Origin of the sequence: Sphingomonas sp. CL5.1 (assembly GCF_013344685.1) — a bacterium.
Taxonomy (GTDB): Bacteria; Pseudomonadota; Alphaproteobacteria; order Sphingomonadales; family Sphingomonadaceae; genus Sphingomonas.
In genome coordinates this window covers 4,108,045-4,122,964 of sequence record NZ_CP050137.1, presented here as the reverse complement: position 1 = coordinate 4,122,964, position 14,920 = coordinate 4,108,045, and the positions used below count along the sequence as shown (strand labels likewise).

The following is a 14,920-nucleotide window of genomic DNA, read 5'->3' as shown; positions in this document are numbered from 1 at the left end:
GATCGCCTGCGCGGTTGCGGCGTTGAACCGGCTTGAGCGGCAAAAGAGAGGTGAATGATGATGCGTATTGCCCGCGTGGTTCTGATCCTGACCTCGGCGGCGCTGCCCGCGAGCCTCGCCGCGCAGGATGCGCCGCGCCCGCAGGAGCAGAAGGGCGATTCCACGCTCGACGAGGCGGGCAAGATCGCCGCGCGGCCGGTGCATGACGTCGGGATCGGCAACAAGAAGGTGCCCCCCGTGCTCCAGCGCGCGGCGAACGCGCCCTACAGCATGCGCGGCACGGCTTCCTGCGCGCAGCTTTCAGGCGGGATCGCCGCGCTCAACAATGCGCTCGGCCCCGATTTCGGCGAGACGGTGGCGGTGACCGGCACCAAGGCGGGGCAAATCGCCAAGGTGGCGGGCGAGACGGTGGTCGACACGATCATCCCGTTCCGCGGGCTGGTGCGCGAGGTGAGCGGCGCGGCGGCGGCGCAGCGGCGGATGCAGGCGGCGACCTATGCCGGCCTCGCCCGGCGCGGCTTCCTGCGCGGCATCGCGCGCGGGAAGGGATGCCGGGTCTGACTAGAGCCGCGTGCCCACCACGGCGCAGGCGAGGAACATCAGCAGGCCGGCGAAGCGGTTGGCGCGGAACCGGGCGAGCGCGCCGTCATTGTCCTGCGGCCTGAGCGTCAGCACCTGCCATCCGAGGTGCGCCGCCATCGGCAGCAGGGCCGCGAACACCAGGGGATCGCGGCGGACGAGCCAGAAAGCCGCGCCCCACAATACCAGCGCGGCGAGATAGAAGCCGCCAACCCCCGGCACCACCGCCGATCCCATCCGCCGCGCCGACGAGCGGATGCCGACCAGCGCGTCGTCCTCGCGGTCCTGCAACGCATAGATCGTGTCATAGCCGATCACCCAGCAGATCGATCCCGCGTAGAGCAGCAGGCCGGGCAGCGCGAGCCAGCCCCATGTCTCGTTCCACCCGACCAGCGCCGCCCAGGAGAAGACGAGGCCGAGCCACGCCTGCGGCCACCAGGTGATCTTCTTCATGAACGGATAAGCGGCGACCGGCGCGAGGCTGGCGAGCGCGATGATCGCGGTGTCGGCGCGCAATTGCAGCAGCACGACCAGCCCGACGAGGCACAAGAGGCCGAGCCACGCCCACGCCGCCTTGAGCGACACCGCGCCGCTGGCGAGCGGGCGCGCGCGGGTGCGCGCGACGCTGGCGTCCAGCTTGCGGTCGACGATGTCGTTATAGACGCAGCCGGCGCCCCGCATCGCGATGCTGCCGGCAAGCAGCCACAGGATCAGCCGCCAGCGCTCGACCGCGCCGCCGGCCAGCCCCACCGCCCATGCGCCGGGCCAGAACAGCAGCCACCAGCCGATCGGCCGGTCGAACCGCGCGAGCAAGGCGAAGTCGCGCAGGCGCGGGGGGAGGGCGGCGACGATGCCGCGATGCTGGCTGTCGGGGACGATATCGGGCGTGTCGGTCACGATGCGCTTCCTATCCCTCGCGTCATGCTTCCGCCACAGGCTGTCGCGAGTTTGTCGTTCGGGCTAGACCCGCGACGGGTGAAGGAGTGCAAGCGTATGTCCCTGATGCGGATCGCGGCGGTGGCCGCTCTCGTCTCGATCGTCGCCCCGGTGGAGGCGCAGCGCGGGCCGGCGCTGACGGGGACGTGGCGCAACGATTCGGGCAGCGTGCGCATCCGCATCGCGCCATGCGGGCAGGGGCTGTGCGGTCGCGTCGTCGCCGCCAGCGAGAAGGCAGTGGCCGATGCCGCGCGTGGCGGCACCGACCGGCTCATCGGCACCGAATTGTTCCACGACTTCCGGCGCGAGGATGACGGCTTGTGGTACGGGCAGGTCTATGTGCCGGATATCGGGCAGACGTTCGACGGCACGCTGGAACTGGTCGATCACGATACGATCGTCGGCAAGGGGTGCCTGTTCGCGGGCTTCGGCTGCAAGACGCAAAGCTGGAAGCGCGTCCGCTGATCCATCTTTCCGTCGCGATCGGCCGTTTCGTCGAGGCCCTGTTCTACGCCATCCTGCGGGTGGCGGGCGGCATCGCGATCGCGGTGATCGGCATTGCCTTCGCCGGTTTCCTCCTGTTCATGCTCGCGCGACGCATGATCCGGGACCGCAAGCAATGATCGCCCCCCCCTCCTGGCCGCCGCGCTCGACGCCGCGCCTCTATGTGCCCGAGCAGCTTGCCGCCGGCGCGCGGCGGATCGACGGGCCGGCGGCGCATTATCTCGGGCAGGTGATGCGATTGAAAGCGGGCGATCCGGTCAGGCTGTTCGACGACGCGACCGGCGAATGGCTCGCGGTGGTGGAGAGCGTCGGGCGGCGCGAGCTGGCGCTCGACGTGCGCGAGCGGATGGCGGCGCGCGAGGCGGTGCCGGACCTGTGGCTGCTCGCCGCGCCGCTCAAGAAGGGGCGGGTGGACTGGATGGCGGAGAAGGCGTGCGAGCTTGGCGTCGCGCGCTTCGTGCCGGTCGTCACCCGGCGCACGGTGGTCGACAAGCCCAACACCGATCGCCTGCGCGCGCATATGATCGAGGCGGCGGAGCAATGCGGCCGCACCGCCTTGCCCGAGGTGGCGGAGCCGGTGAAGCTCGCCGCGCTGCTGCGCGACTGGCCGGCGGAGCGCGCGCTCTATTTCGCCGACGAGCAGGGCGGGGCGCCCGCGCGCGATGCGATGCGGCCGGGCGCGGCGGCGATCCTGATCGGCCCGGAAGGGGGCTTCGACGACGAGGAGCGCGCATTGATCCGCGCGACGCCGGGCGCGGTGGCGATCTCGCTCGGGCCGCGTATCCTTCGCGCCGATACCGCCGCCGCCGCCGCCGTCTCCATCTGGATGGCGAGCGCGGGCGACTGGCGGTAGCGTCGGGCGACCGTCCTCGTCCATCCTCAATGTTGACATTGATAACTTTCGATTGACTTCCGTGGCCGCGGGCCGCATCGCTATGTTAACAACGGAAACATACTTGAGGCGATAATGCTCAGGCCGCTCCTCTACGCGCTGGTGCCGCTGTTCCTCGATTCGCTCGGCGTGATCGTCTTCGCGCTCCTCCTGGCGGCGCATGTGGCGCTGGTCCCCGCGACGAGCGCGGGGGCGGTCGTCGGCTGCGCGGTGGTGGCGTGGGAGGCTTTCCGGCATCGGCGCGTGCCGGAGCTGCAATGGGTGAGCCTCGCGCTGATCCTGTTCTCCGCCGGGGCGACGATGCTCAGCGGCGACGCGCGCTTCGTGATGGTGAAGCCCAGCATCATCTATGCGGTGGTCGGCCTGGCGATGCTGCGGCGCGGATGGATGAACCGCTACGTCTCGCCGGACGATCTGGCGCGGATCGGCGACCTGATGACGTTATTCGGCTTTGTCTGGGCCTTGCTGATGCTGGCCACCGCGGCGCTGAACCTGCTGTTCGCGCTGGCCTTCACCGCCGCCTGGCCCGCGTTCATCGCCGTCTTCCCGCTGGCGTCGAAACTGCTGCTGTTCGCGGCCCAGTTCCTGACGGTCAACGCGATCGGCCGTGCGCGGGTGGGGCAGGGTCTCTAGTTACACTCTAGCGGACCCGTTCGCCGCCCGGTAAGGCGCGATCATGACGACCAAGACCGTTTCGGAAAGCAACTCGCCGGTCATCGAATCGCGCGAGCAGCTCATCGCCAGCTTCGCGCGGGGCGAGAAGCCGAAGGAACGCTGGCGCATCGGCACCGAGCACGAGAAGTTCGTTTATTCGCTAACAGACCACCACGCGCCGTCATGGGGCGAGCCGCACGGAATCCGCGCGCTGCTGATCGAGCTTCAGCGGCACGGCTGGAAGCCGGTGGAGGAGGGTGGCAACCTGATCGCGCTGACCGGCGCGGACGGCAGCGTCAGCCTGGAGCCGGCGGGGCAGTTCGAGCTGTCCGGCGCGCCGCTCGACAATCTGCACGAGACGTGCTGCGAAACCGGCCGCCATCTGGAGCAGGTGAAGGCGGCGGGGGAGAAGCTCGGCCTCGGCTTCCTCGGCCTCGGCATGTGGCCGGACAAGACACGCGGCGACCTGCCCGTCATGCCGAAGGGCCGCTACGCCATCATGTTGCGCCACATGCCGCGCGTCGGCTCGATGGGGCTGGACATGATGCTGCGCACCTGCACGATCCAGGTGAACCTCGATTATGCGAGCGAGGCGGACATGGCGCGGAAGTTCCGTGTCGGCCTCGCGCTCCAGCCGCTGGCGACCGCCCTGTTCGCCAACTCGCCGTTCACGGAAGGGAAGCCCAACGGCTATCTCTCGTACCGCAGCCACATCTGGTCCGATACCGATCCGGCGCGGACGGGGATGCTGCCGTTCGTGTTCGAGGATGGTTTCGGCTACGAGCGCTACGCTGAATACATGCTCGATGTGCCGATGTATTTTGTTTACCGCGACGGCAGGTATATCGACGCGGCCGGGTTGTCGTTCCGCGATTTCCTGAAGGGCGAACTGCCCGTCCTCCCCGGCGAGAAGCCGACGCTGGAGGACTGGAACGACCACCTCTCCACCGCTTTCCCCGAGGTGCGGCTCAAGACCTTCCTCGAGATGCGCGGGGCGGACGGGGGGCCGTGGAACCGCATCTGCGCGCTGCCGGCTTTATGGGTCGGGCTGCTCTACGACCAGGGCGCGCTCGACGCGGCATGGGACGTGGTGAAGCACTGGTCGATGGCGGAGCGCGAGGCGCTACGCACCGCCGCGCCGAAGCTCGGCCTATCCGCGCCAATCCCCGGCGGTGGCACGCTGCGCGACATCGCGGGGGAGGTGCTGGAGATCGCCAACGCCGGCCTCGCCGCGCGCGCGCGGCTCAATCGCTCGGGCGACAACGAAACTGGCTTCCTCGATCCGCTGCGCGAGATCGTGCGCAGCGGCAAGGTGCCGGCGGAGGTGCTGCTGGAACGCTATCACGGCGCATGGAACGGCGACGTGTCGCGGGTTTACGGCGAAGCGAGCTTCTAGCGTCCCCTGATCCACGCGAAGAAGCGCGGCACGGGGCCGTTGCGCGCCATCCACTCGCTGTACGCCCGATAGTCGGGATCGGCGGAAAGGTGCCGCTCCTCCGTCCGCGCGCGCCAGTAATAGACGCCGCTCACCACGCCGAGCAGCAGCGTCGCGCGCGTCGCATCCACGATGCTCCCGGTCGAGAGCAAAGGCAGCGTCGAGAGCCACCAGAACAGGTTCTTCGACAAATAGGCCGGATGCCGCGACCAGGCATAGGGCCCGTGCGTCAGGATGCCGCGATGCGTGAGATTGGAGAAGCGCATCCCGAACGCCATCGTCGACCACGCATAGATCGCGGTCAGCACCACCAGCGCCGCGCCGGTCGTCGCCAGCAGGACCGGGTGCCCCGCCAGCCAGTATGTCCATTCCGCCGTGCCGGGATGATAATCGAGCGGGCCGTTGGTATCCATCAGGATGAACGGCGGATAGCACATCAGCGCCGCCATCCACGCCGCCGCATAGGGGTTGGCGGTGCGGATATGCGCGTCGAGCGGGCGCATCGTCAGCAGGTAGCCGACCGTCGCGAAAGCCACGTCGATCACGAACATGAAGGTGATCAGCCAATTCGCCAGCACCACCGGATCGTGCAGCACGGCGGAGGCATCGGCGCGGATGAAGTCGCCGAAACCCGGCGGCACGATCGCCAGCATGAAGGCGAGGAAGAAGCCCTTCACCGCCCAGGATCTCAGGTGGTTGTAGATCGCCTCGCGTTCCGGCGCGCCTTGCCCGAGCAGCCACGCCCCGAGCGCCCAGGCCCCGTCGCGCGGCTCGACCAGATGGCGGTCGAGCCAGATCACATAGGGGACGGAAAGCACGAACAGCACCGGCGCGGCGCGTTCGAAGCACCACATGGCGAACTGGAAATTGCCCTGCCAATAGAAGCGCCCGGTGGCGTAGATCAGCGCGATCGCCGCCCATGTCACCCACAGGCCGGTGAGTTTGACGAGGCTGACGTCGATCGTCTCGCGTAGCGGGCGGCGGCTCGCCCAGTCGATTCCGGTGCTCGGGTTGCGATGCACCTTGTCGATCAGCAGCGACCACAGGACCATCGGCGCCGCGCAGGCGGCGACATTGACCAGCGCGGCATAAGGGCCGTCCATCCCGAAATGCCGCGCGACCGCGACCCACAGGATCAGCCCGGCCAGCCCGGCCAGCCCCACGCCGTGCGACACCGCCGAAGCGGGGCGCGGATCGGCGCGGACGGCGGGGGAGAAGGTGGGGTCGTGCAGCATCGCCCCACTGTCTGGCATGGCAATGGTAAGCATCGCGTGAAGGATATCCGGGGCTTTGCGAATATCACCGCATCGGGCGGAAGCCGGCGCGCACCTCCTCGACGAACAGCGCCGGCTGTTCGAATGCGGCGAAATGGCCGCCGCGCGGCGGCTCGTTCCAATAGACGATGTTCGGATAGCGCCGCTCCGCCCAGCGGCGCGAGGCTCCGAAAATCTCCTTCGGGAACAGGCTGCACGCCACCGGCAGATCGACTCGGGCAGCGGCGAAGCGGTCGAAGCTCTCCCAATAGAGCCGCGCGGACGAGGCGGCGGTGCCCGGCAGCCAGTAGAGCATGATGTCGTCGATGATCTCGTCGATCGTCAGCACGTTGAGCGGATCGCCAGCGCAATCGCTCCATTCGCGGAATTTCTCGTAGATCCACATCGCCTGCCCGGCGGGCGAATCGGTCAGGCCGTAGCCGAGCGTCTGCGGCCGCGTCGCCTGCTGCCGGGCATAGCCGTTGCCGTCGCTCATATAACGTTGCAGCGTGACGAGCGCGCGTTGCTCCTCCGGCGCCGCGCTGGCGATATCCTCGGGCGTCGGCGGCGCGACGATCATGTTGACGTGTATGCCCGCCACCGCCGGATCGCCGCTCGCGCCGATCGCGGAGGCCACCGCCGAGCCCCAGTCGCCGCCCTGTGCGACGAAGCGTTCATAGCCGAGGCGCTTCATCAGCGTGATCCACGCGGCGGCGATCCGCTCGACCGGCCAGCGATCCGCCGGGCGGTCCGAAAAGCCGTAGCCGGGGAGCGAGGGCGCGACGACATGGAAGGCGTCGCGCGGGTCGCCGCCGTGCGCGGCAGGGTCTGCGAGCGGGCCGATCACCTTGAGGAACTCGATCACCGATCCCGGCCAGCCGTGGGTGATGACCAGCGGCAACGCGTTCCGCTCCGGCGAGCGGACGTGGAGGAAATGGATGCCCGTGCCGTCGATCGTCGTGCGATATTGGCCGAGCGTATTGAGCCGCGCCTCGCACGCGCGCCAGTCATATCGGTCGCGCCAGTGATCGACCAGCGCCCGCGCGCGATCGAGCGGCACGCCCTGTTCCCAGCCGTCCACCGTCTCCCGCTCCGGCCAGCGCGTTCGGGCGAGCCGCGCGCGCAGGTCGTCCAGCTCGGTTTCGGGGATGGCGAGATGGAACGGGGTGATCGCGTCGCTCATTATCCTCTCCGCATGGCGCGCACCCGGTTGACCGGCGCCGCTTTGGTGTGGCAGGCGGACGACCGGAGCGCGGGTATAGCACAATGGTAGTGCAGCAGCCTTCCAAGCTGAATACACGGGTTCGATTCCCGTTACCCGCTCCAGCCTCCCACCTGACGGCGCCGTACCCGCCGCCAAATATGGGCCGGGCGGTGATCGCTTCAGAGGCCACGCCTCTTTAGATCGGCGGGCCTGAAATCGCTCCCCTTTTCGCTCTCATCGCGCGTGTCCCGGTGGCTGGCTGCGCCGGTTTGGACGAGACCGCTTCGTTGGCGACCCGCGCCGTTTCTTTCTCTCGGACTTGCGCCGCTGGCGCTTCCGCCCTCGCGTGAGCGTTGGAGGCTGCTCCAGCTCAGCATGGCGGCGGCGTTGTATCTTGCCGGCGTGCCGATCGCGCTGAAGTGCGCGCCGGGCCGGTGTTGTCCGCAACTTTCTGCGCGCCGCTGACAGACGGGGTATTCGCGAGACAAGCGCGATGAGCCCGCGAAGGGGCGTTTTTCTCTGGTGATCGTGGGAAGCCCCTGGCGCGGCGGATGGTGGAAGGGGCTGGATTCGAACCAGCGTACACTTGCGTGGGCAGATTTACAGTCTGCTGCCTTTAACCACTCGGCCACCCTTCCAATGGGGCCGCTTCGTCAAAGCGAGGGCGCCCAATGCCGAAGCGCGGCGGCGCTGTCAACGCACTCTGGCCGTCCGGCGCGCGGGGCACGGCCTTGCGCGGCGAAATAACGCCCGCGCGGCGGAAAAACCCTTGCCGCGCCCGCCACCACCGCCCAATCCGCTGCGATGATCCTTTCGCCTGACCGGAAAGACAATTGATGGCCCGTCGCGGACACCGACCCTCCCAGCCCACCGGCGGCCGCCCCCGCTTCTGGGGGCGCCATGCCGTGATCGCGGCGCTGGCGAACCCCGATCGCAACGTGCGCAAGCTATGGGGCACGCGCGAGGCGCTGGCGGCGCTCGATCTGCCGCCGGTGCTGCCGGTGGTCTATGCCGATGTAGCCGATCTCGGGCGGATGGTGCCGAACGACGCGCCGCATCAGGGACTGGTGGCGGAGGTCGATCCGCTGGAGGAAATTTGGCTCGGCGACCTGCTGGAGCAGGGGCGCGACGACCGTCGCCCGCTCGTGGTGCTCGATCAGGTGACCGATCCGCACAATGTCGGCGCGATCATGCGCTCCGCGGCGGCGTTCGACGCGCTCGGCATCATCACGCAGGATCGCCATGCGCCGCCCGAATCGGGCGTGCTGGCGCGCGCCGCCTCGGGCGCGCTGGAGACGGTGCCGTGGGTGCGCGTGGTGAACCTCGCGCGCGCTCTGGACGAGATCGCGGAGGCCGGTTTCTGGCGCATCGGCCTAACCGGCCACGCGACGCTGACGCTGGCCGAAACGATGGGCGAGGCGCGAATCGCGGTGGTGCTCGGCGCGGAAGGCGAGGGGATGCGCCAGAACACGGAGGCGCATTGCGACCAGCTCGCGAAGCTGCCGATCTCGCCGAAGGTGGAGAGCCTCAACGTGTCGAACGCCGCCGCGATCGCGCTCTATGCGGTGGCGGCGCGGGGGTAGTTCGCGGGGCGACCCTCTTCGTCACCCCGGCCCTTGTGCCGGGGTGACGAGGGGATGGTGGGTGGCGTCGCGGAGACGCGCCGTCGGACGGGTTCGCCGGCCGTGACAGGCAATACGCCTTGGCGCACCGGCGCGCGGCACGCGCGCCTTCGCCCGTCAGTCCTCCGCCGCGATCGTCACCTTCAGCCCGTCCAGCGCGTCGCTGAACGGAATCTGGCACGACAGGCGCGAATTCTCGTTACGGTCGCTTGACGAATCGAGCAGGTCGTTCTCGTCCTCGCTCATCGCGGGCAGTTTGGCCGCAAATTCCGGGTCGACATGGACGTGGCAGGTCGCGCAGCTACAGCAGCCGCCGCACAGAGCCAGGATTTCGTCGATGCCGCCATCGCGGATCACCTCCATCACCGACAGGCCCGCCTCGCCGTCAAGCTCGCGTTCTTCCCCATCCCGCGTAACGACGATAAGCTTAGGCATCATGCTCTCCGTGAAATTCCCATTGCCCCATGCCTTCCTTAGCACGACGCTGCAATGGGGTTGAGCGAGGCGCAACTGCGCGCGGGCGTTGATGCGCTGGGCGCAATCGAGCCGAAATTCGCCGCCGCGCTCGCCCGCGTCGGCTATCCGGCGCCCCGCATCCGCGCGCGCGGCTACATCACCTTGCTGCGCACGATCGTCGGCCAGCAGGTCAGCGTGAAGGCCGCCGACGCGGTGTGGCGCAAGCTGGAGGCGCAGGTCGGTGACCCGACCGATCCGGCGATCATCGCCCGCGCCAGCGACGAGGCGCTGCGCGCCTGCGGCTTCTCCCGCCAGAAGTCGGGCTATGCGCGCAGCCTCGCGGACGAGGTGCTGAGCAGGCGACTCGATCTCGCCGCGCTGCCTGCCGACGATGAGGCGGCGATCGCCGCGCTGACGCGGGTGAAGGGCATTGGGCGCTGGTCGGCGGAAATCTACCTGCTGTTCGCGGAGGGGCGGCCCGATATCTGGCCGGCGGGCGATCTGGCGGTGCAGATCGAGGTCGGCCGCATCCTTGGCCACGAATCCCGGCCGAGCGAGAAATACACGCGCGAGCTGGCCGAGGCATGGCGCCCGCATCGCGGCGCTGCGGCGATCTTCACCTGGCACCATTATGGCGCGGGGGCGGACGCCGCGCCGGTGTGACCGCCGTCAGCGCGCCGGCTGCCACACCTGCGTCTGGCAGAATAACGCGACGCAGCCCTGCACGTTGAGCGAACCGTCGGCATTGCGGGCGACGATCGACTTGAACGTCCGGCCCCGGCGCGGATCGTATATCTCGCCGCGCCAGTCCTTGCCGCTGTCCGTCAGGCCCGACAGGATCGCCAGCCCGAGCAGCGGGCGCGAGCGCAGGGCGGGGTCGGCGTTCCTGGCATCGACCGCCGCTCCGTTCGGCGCGGGCTTCACCACGGTGGCGAGCTTGCCGCACATCGCCGCCCCGCAAGCGGCGATCGCGACGATCCCCGATCCGTCCGCCGTCAGATAGCGGCCGGCGATCGGATCGGCGGCATGGGCCGCTCCCGTGAGACCCAGGAGCAAGGGCGCGGCGAGGACGGGAAAGCGAAGGCGCATCATGACGCGGAACGTGCCGGTGGCGCTCCGCTTGGGCAAGCGCTTTTCCGTCGCATTTCGCAATCAAGGTTGAACCGCGTCGCGCGCTTCCGCATTGAGGCGGACAATGGATACCATGCGCTCCCTGCCGGAAAGCCACGGCTCCGTCGCCGTGCCGCGCGGCGGCGGGTTCTGGCGCAAGCTGCTCGCCTTCATCGGGCCGGGCTGGCTGGTCGCGGTCGGCTATATGGACCCGGGCAATTGGGCGACCGACATCGCCGGCGGATCGGCGTTCGGCTATGCCCTGCTGTCGGTCGTCCTGCTGTCGAACCTGATGGCGATCGTGCTTCAGGCGCTCGCCGCGCGGCTGGGGATCGGCTCGGGGCTGGATCTCGCGCAGGCGTGCCGGGCGCATTATCCGCGCCGCGTCACGCTGCTCCTGTGGGTGCTGTGCGAGATCGCGATCGTCGCCTGCGATCTCGCCGAGGTACTGGGCACGGCGATCGCGCTGAAATTGCTGTTCGGCCTGCCTTTGGTCGCCGGCGTGTGCCTCACCGCGCTGGACGTGTTCCTGATCCTTGCGTTGCAACGCTTTGGCTTCCGGCGGCTGGAGGCGTTCATCGCCGCGCTGCTGATCGTGATCGCCGGCTGCTTCGCGCTGGAGCTGGCCTGGGCCGGGCCGGACTGGCGCGCGGCGGCGCGCGGGCTGGTGCCGACGGCGGAGATCGTGCGCAACCCGGCGATGCTCTACATCGCGATCGGCATCCTCGGCGCGACGGTGATGCCGCACAACCTCTACCTCCACTCGGCGGTGGTGCAGACCCGCGCGTTCGGGCGCGCCGATCGCGACCGGCGTGAGGCGATCCGGCTGGCGACGATCGATTCGACCGTCTCGCTCGGCCTCGCCTTCTTCATCAACGCCGCGATCCTCGTGCTGGCGGCGGCGACCTTCCATGTCGCGGGGCGGACCGGCGTGGCGGAGATCGAGGAGGCGCACCGCCTGCTCGCGCCGATGCTGGGCGTGGGCGCGGCGAGCACGGTGTTCGCCATCGCGCTGCTGGCGAGCGGGCAGAATTCCACCGTGACGGGCACACTCGCCGGGCAGGTGGTGATGGAGGGCTTCCTCGACCTGCGCCTGCCGATGTGGCTGCGACGGCTGGTGACGCGCGGGCTGGCGCTGGTGCCGGCGGTCGCGGTGGTGGTGGCGATGGGCGACCGGGGGACGACGCCGCTGCTGCTGCTCAGCCAGGTGATCCTGTCGATGCAATTGCCGTTCGCGGTGATCCCGCTCGTCACCTTCAGCGGCAACGCGAAGGTGATGGGTGCCCATGTCGCGCCGCGCTGGCTGATCGCGGTCGCCTGGGTGGTCGCGGCGCTGATCGTCGCGCTGAACGCCGTGCTGTTATGGGGGATCGCGTTCGGCTGAGTTCAGCCGACCAGCCGCGCCGCGATTGCCTCGCGCCGGGCGGCGTCCACGCCCAGCACTTGCTCGGCATAGGTTTCGACATTGCCGTGCCGCTCGCGGATCGCGCCGAGCGCGGTGTGGAGATAATCCGCCTCCACCGACATCAGTGCAACCACCGCCTCGTCGCTCATCCGCGGGCCGTAGCGCTGGCGCACCGACACGGCCGCGCTCGCGATGCGCCGCTCGGGATCGCCGGCGGTGTTGGTGAGGAGATAGTCCGCCATCACATCGTCCTCGCTTACGCCGAGCAGGCCGTGGAGCAATGCTACCGCCAGCCCGGTGCGGTCCTTGCCGGCGAGGCAGTGGAGCAGGCTCGCCCCGTCGCGCGTCGCCAGCGCCTCGAAATAGAGGCTGAGCGAGCCGATCAGCACGTCGCGAAAGGGCATGGTGGCATAGAGCCGCCTCATCGCGGCGCGCGCTTCCGCGGCGGTGGTGATGCCGGCGCCGGCTTCCTCGTGCGGGGCGAGTTCGCTGCCGGTCGTCTCGCCAGGGGCGAACAGCACCGCGCCGTCGAAGCCGTCGTGGCGGCGGCATGGGGCGAGTCGGCGCTCGGTATCGCCGCGCAGGTCGATCACGGTGGCGATGCGCAGGCGGGCCAATCCGGCGAGGTCTTCAGGCGTCGCGTCGCCATGCTGGCCGGAACGCCACAGCAAGCCGCTGCACATCGGCCCCGATGGCGTGCGATAGCCGCCATAGTCGCGGAAATTGTGGACGCCCTCGAAACTCAGCACGCGATCGGTCATGCGAATCGCGCTACCCGATCGGCGTGGCATTGTCGCTACCGCGTCGATGCGACGCGCTCGCGCAAAAAAAGAAAAGGCGACGAACCGAAGTCCGCCGCCCGTTCTTTCAGAATTTCGAACGTGAACGCTTAACTGGCGTTCATGTTGCTCGAAACGTTGTTGAAGGTCGTGGTCAGCTTGCTGCCCAAGCCCTGCATGGCGCCGATCGCGGCGACGGCGATGAGCGCGGCGATCAGACCGTACTCGATCGCGGTGGCGCCCTTCGAATTCTTCAGGAAGGTCCGAATCTTCTGCATGCTCGATCTCCAGTGGTAATCTATTGCTTCAGTCACCCGACTGGATCGAGGGTCCCCCTATCCAGCAAGCGAATCGATAGAATGTCTGGGTTGAGGAATGTTTAAGGCGGGCAAATTCAGCGCGTGGCGCGGAGAATTATTGCGCGTTGACCACTTTGCTGCTGACGTTGTTCCACATGCCGGTGGTCACCGAGGCGAGATTCGTCAGGCTGGAGATCATCGCGATCACGATCAGCGCGACAATCAGGCCGTATTCGACAGCCGTCGCGCCGCGCCGATCGCGGAGGAGGCGCGCGCGGAAGGCACGAAAACCGGTCGTCCGGGATGGCCGCGATCGTAACATGGGCTAAGAATGACAGAGCAGGCTTAACGAAATGTCGACGCGCACGCCGTGACCGTAATTTTCCCCGTGGTGGCCGCCGCGTTGATCGACGAGGCTGGCCATATCCTCATGCAGCGCCGCCCGGAAGGAAAGGCGCTGGCCGGGCTGTGGGAATTTCCCGGCGGCAAGGTCGAATGCGGCGAATCACCCGAGGCGGCGCTCTGTCGCGAGCTGGATGAGGAACTTGGCATTATCGTCGCGCCCGGTGATCTCTCTCCCGTCACCTTCGCCAGCCAGCCGCTTGGCGACCGGCACATGATCCTGATGCTCTATCGCTGCCGGCGCTGGAGCGGCGATCCGCAGGCGCTGGAGGCGGCCGAATTGCGATGGGGCGATGCCGATTCGCTCGCCGCGCTGCCGATGCCGGCGGCGGACGTGCCGCTGCTCGCGGCGTTGCGATCCTAGGCGCCCGGCGCGTGGGGCGACAGCGGGAAGTGGAGAGTCGCGATCGTCCTCCCTTCCTGCCGGGCGGTCGCGATGTCGCCGCCGAGTTGCGAGGCGAGCGCGGCGAGCAGCCGCTGGCCCATGTGCGCGTCGTCCGGCGCGGCCGGCGTGAAGCCGATGCCGTCGTCGCTCACCGTGAGCTGCATCGCGTCCGGGCGGAAGGGGTGCGGCCGCAATCGCACCGTGACATTGCCGGGCCGGTCGTCGGGAAATGAATGTTTGGCGATGTTCGTCAGCAGCTCGTTGGTGACCAGGCCGAGGATCACCGCCTGCGACAGCGGCACGGCGCAGGCCGAAAGCTCCAGATGCAGCGCGATCGGGCGCATGTTGAAGCGCGTGAGCCGCATGTCGTCGCACAGGTTGGCGAGGAAGGCGCTCAGTTCCACCCGCTCGCTTGTCGCCTCGTAGATCCGCAGGCGCTGATAGACCCGGCTCAGCACCACCATGCGCGATATCACCTGATCGAGGGTGGCGGCGGTTTCCGGGCTGGTCGAGCGGCGGGCAGCGAGCGAAGCGGTGGAAACGAGCATCGCGAGATCGTTGGCGAGCCGGTGCGACAATTCGCGCAGCAGCGCGGCCGCGCGCTCCTGCCCGGCGCGGGCGAGTCGCAGCTCGGCGGCAAGCAGGTCATTCCGGCGCTTCCAGTGACCCGCCGCCCATGTGACGAGCAACCCCAGCGCCAGCGTCGCGATCAGCGCCAGCGCGTCGTCGGGATCGGGCACCGCCAACCCTTCGCCGGGCAGCGCGACGGCGAGGGCGAGCGTGCCGAAGCCGACCCCCACCAGTCCGGGTCCGCGACCGCCCACCACCGCGACGACGACGAACGCCAGCGCCATGAAGATGAACAGCAGCCACGGCCGGTCCGGGGCGAAATGCACCGAGGCGACCGTGACCGCGACGACCAGTAGGAACGCGCCGGCGGGCAGGACGAGCGAGCGATAGAGCGATGATGGAGACACGGCGGCTTCTCCTGCCCACATCCGTGCG

General features: G+C 68.8%; 19 protein-coding genes and 2 tRNA genes. 11 read left to right on the top strand and 10 right to left on the bottom strand.

Annotated features, from left to right (window positions below; genetic code table 11):
- Positions 1-54: 54 nt before the first annotated feature.
- A complete protein-coding gene (locus tag F9288_RS19760) occupies positions 55-561 on the top strand; it encodes a hypothetical protein (RefSeq protein ID WP_254620979.1) in 507 nt (168 codons plus the stop codon).
- Here F9288_RS19760 and ubiA read toward each other — a convergent pair whose 3' ends face one another.
- Positions 562-1,476 (bottom strand): 4-hydroxybenzoate octaprenyltransferase, encoded by a 915-nt coding sequence (ubiA, locus tag F9288_RS19755; RefSeq protein ID WP_174838343.1) that lies wholly within the window; start codon positions 1,474-1,476, stop codon positions 562-564.
- A gap of 96 nt (positions 1,477-1,572) precedes the next feature.
- On the opposite strand from ubiA, the gene F9288_RS19750 reads away from it, so the two are divergent.
- The 5 genes from F9288_RS19750 (at position 1,573) to F9288_RS19730 (ending at position 4,961) form a co-directional block, all read left to right on the top strand.
- Complete coding sequence (locus tag F9288_RS19750; protein WP_254620978.1) at positions 1,573-1,980, top strand: DUF2147 domain-containing protein; 408 nt, start codon at positions 1,573-1,575, stop codon at positions 1,978-1,980.
- A complete protein-coding gene (locus F9288_RS19745) occupies positions 1,926-2,138 on the top strand; it encodes a hypothetical protein (RefSeq protein ID WP_174834737.1) in 213 nt (70 codons plus the stop codon). The genes F9288_RS19750 and F9288_RS19745 overlap by 55 nt, the downstream gene beginning before the upstream one ends.
- Positions 2,135-2,872, top strand: a complete 738-nt coding sequence (locus tag F9288_RS19740; RefSeq protein WP_174838342.1) for a 16S rRNA (uracil(1498)-N(3))-methyltransferase — start codon at positions 2,135-2,137, stop codon at positions 2,870-2,872. The genes F9288_RS19745 and F9288_RS19740 overlap by 4 nt, the downstream gene beginning before the upstream one ends.
- A gap of 114 nt (positions 2,873-2,986) precedes the next feature.
- Entirely contained in the window at positions 2,987-3,544 is a 558-nt protein-coding gene (locus F9288_RS19735; RefSeq protein ID WP_174838341.1) for a septation protein IspZ, read from the top strand.
- 43 nt (positions 3,545-3,587) lie between these two features.
- The gene (locus tag F9288_RS19730) at positions 3,588-4,961 is read left to right on the top strand and encodes a glutamate--cysteine ligase (protein ID WP_174838340.1); all 1,374 of its coding nucleotides are present in this window, start codon (positions 3,588-3,590) and stop codon (positions 4,959-4,961) included.
- On the opposite strand, the gene F9288_RS19725 is transcribed toward F9288_RS19730, so the two are convergent.
- Both F9288_RS19725 and F9288_RS19720 read right to left on the bottom strand, forming a co-directional pair.
- Positions 4,958-6,235, bottom strand: coding sequence for an isoprenylcysteine carboxylmethyltransferase family protein (locus tag F9288_RS19725; protein ID WP_174838339.1), 1,278 nt, complete (start codon positions 6,233-6,235; stop codon positions 4,958-4,960). The two genes, F9288_RS19730 and F9288_RS19725, sit on opposite strands and share 4 nt — an antisense overlap.
- Before the next feature lie 64 nt (positions 6,236-6,299).
- Positions 6,300-7,436: an epoxide hydrolase family protein gene (locus tag F9288_RS19720; protein WP_174838338.1), complete on the bottom strand. Its 1,137-nt coding sequence runs from the start codon at positions 7,434-7,436 to the stop codon at positions 6,300-6,302.
- A gap of 69 nt (positions 7,437-7,505) precedes the next feature.
- On the opposite strand from F9288_RS19720, the gene F9288_RS19715 reads away from it, so the two are divergent.
- Positions 7,506-7,579 (top strand) — tRNA-Gly (locus tag F9288_RS19715).
- Positions 7,580-8,009: 430 nt separating this feature from the next.
- On the opposite strand, the gene F9288_RS19710 is transcribed toward F9288_RS19715, so the two are convergent.
- Positions 8,010-8,095 (bottom strand) — tRNA-Tyr (locus tag F9288_RS19710).
- A 198-nt stretch (positions 8,096-8,293) separates the two neighbouring features.
- On the opposite strand from F9288_RS19710, the gene rlmB reads away from it, so the two are divergent.
- Positions 8,294-9,040, top strand: coding sequence for a 23S rRNA (guanosine(2251)-2'-O)-methyltransferase RlmB (gene rlmB / locus F9288_RS19705; RefSeq protein ID WP_174838337.1), 747 nt, complete (start codon positions 8,294-8,296; stop codon positions 9,038-9,040).
- 156 nt (positions 9,041-9,196) lie between these two features.
- Here rlmB and F9288_RS19700 read toward each other — a convergent pair whose 3' ends face one another.
- Positions 9,197-9,514: a 2Fe-2S iron-sulfur cluster-binding protein gene (locus tag F9288_RS19700; protein ID WP_174839215.1), complete on the bottom strand. Its 318-nt coding sequence runs from the start codon at positions 9,512-9,514 to the stop codon at positions 9,197-9,199.
- A gap of 54 nt (positions 9,515-9,568) precedes the next feature.
- Between F9288_RS19700 and F9288_RS19695 the strand changes: the two genes are divergently transcribed.
- Positions 9,569-10,198 (top strand): DNA-3-methyladenine glycosylase, encoded by a 630-nt coding sequence (locus F9288_RS19695; protein ID WP_174838336.1) that lies wholly within the window; start codon positions 9,569-9,571, stop codon positions 10,196-10,198.
- A gap of 6 nt (positions 10,199-10,204) precedes the next feature.
- Here F9288_RS19695 and F9288_RS19690 read toward each other — a convergent pair whose 3' ends face one another.
- Positions 10,205-10,663, bottom strand: coding sequence for a DUF2147 domain-containing protein (locus F9288_RS19690; RefSeq protein WP_254620977.1), 459 nt, complete (start codon positions 10,661-10,663; stop codon positions 10,205-10,207).
- 67 nt (positions 10,664-10,730) lie between these two features.
- Between F9288_RS19690 and F9288_RS19685 the strand changes: the two genes are divergently transcribed.
- Complete coding sequence (locus F9288_RS19685) at positions 10,731-12,029, top strand: Nramp family divalent metal transporter (protein ID WP_174838335.1); 1,299 nt, start codon at positions 10,731-10,733, stop codon at positions 12,027-12,029.
- A gap of 2 nt (positions 12,030-12,031) precedes the next feature.
- Here F9288_RS19685 and F9288_RS19680 read toward each other — a convergent pair whose 3' ends face one another.
- The 3 genes from F9288_RS19680 to F9288_RS19670 form a co-directional block, all read right to left on the bottom strand.
- The gene (locus F9288_RS19680; RefSeq protein WP_174838334.1) at positions 12,032-12,811 is read right to left on the bottom strand and encodes a tyrosine-protein phosphatase; all 780 of its coding nucleotides are present in this window, start codon (positions 12,809-12,811) and stop codon (positions 12,032-12,034) included.
- 128 nt (positions 12,812-12,939) lie between these two features.
- Complete coding sequence (locus tag F9288_RS19675) at positions 12,940-13,107, bottom strand: Flp family type IVb pilin (RefSeq protein ID WP_174838333.1); 168 nt, start codon at positions 13,105-13,107, stop codon at positions 12,940-12,942.
- Positions 13,108-13,243: 136 nt separating this feature from the next.
- On the bottom strand, positions 13,244-13,450 hold the full coding sequence (locus F9288_RS19670; protein ID WP_174838332.1) for a Flp family type IVb pilin: 207 nt from the start codon (positions 13,448-13,450) through the stop codon (positions 13,244-13,246).
- A 48-nt stretch (positions 13,451-13,498) separates the two neighbouring features.
- Between F9288_RS19670 and F9288_RS19665 the strand changes: the two genes are divergently transcribed.
- Positions 13,499-13,894: a (deoxy)nucleoside triphosphate pyrophosphohydrolase gene (locus tag F9288_RS19665; protein WP_302675302.1), complete on the top strand. Its 396-nt coding sequence runs from the start codon at positions 13,499-13,501 to the stop codon at positions 13,892-13,894.
- Here F9288_RS19665 and F9288_RS19660 read toward each other — a convergent pair.
- Positions 13,891-14,892, bottom strand: a complete 1,002-nt coding sequence (locus tag F9288_RS19660; RefSeq protein ID WP_174838331.1) for a sensor histidine kinase — start codon at positions 14,890-14,892, stop codon at positions 13,891-13,893. The genes F9288_RS19665 and F9288_RS19660 overlap by 4 nt on opposite strands.
- Between the last annotated feature and the right edge of the window lie 28 nt (positions 14,893-14,920).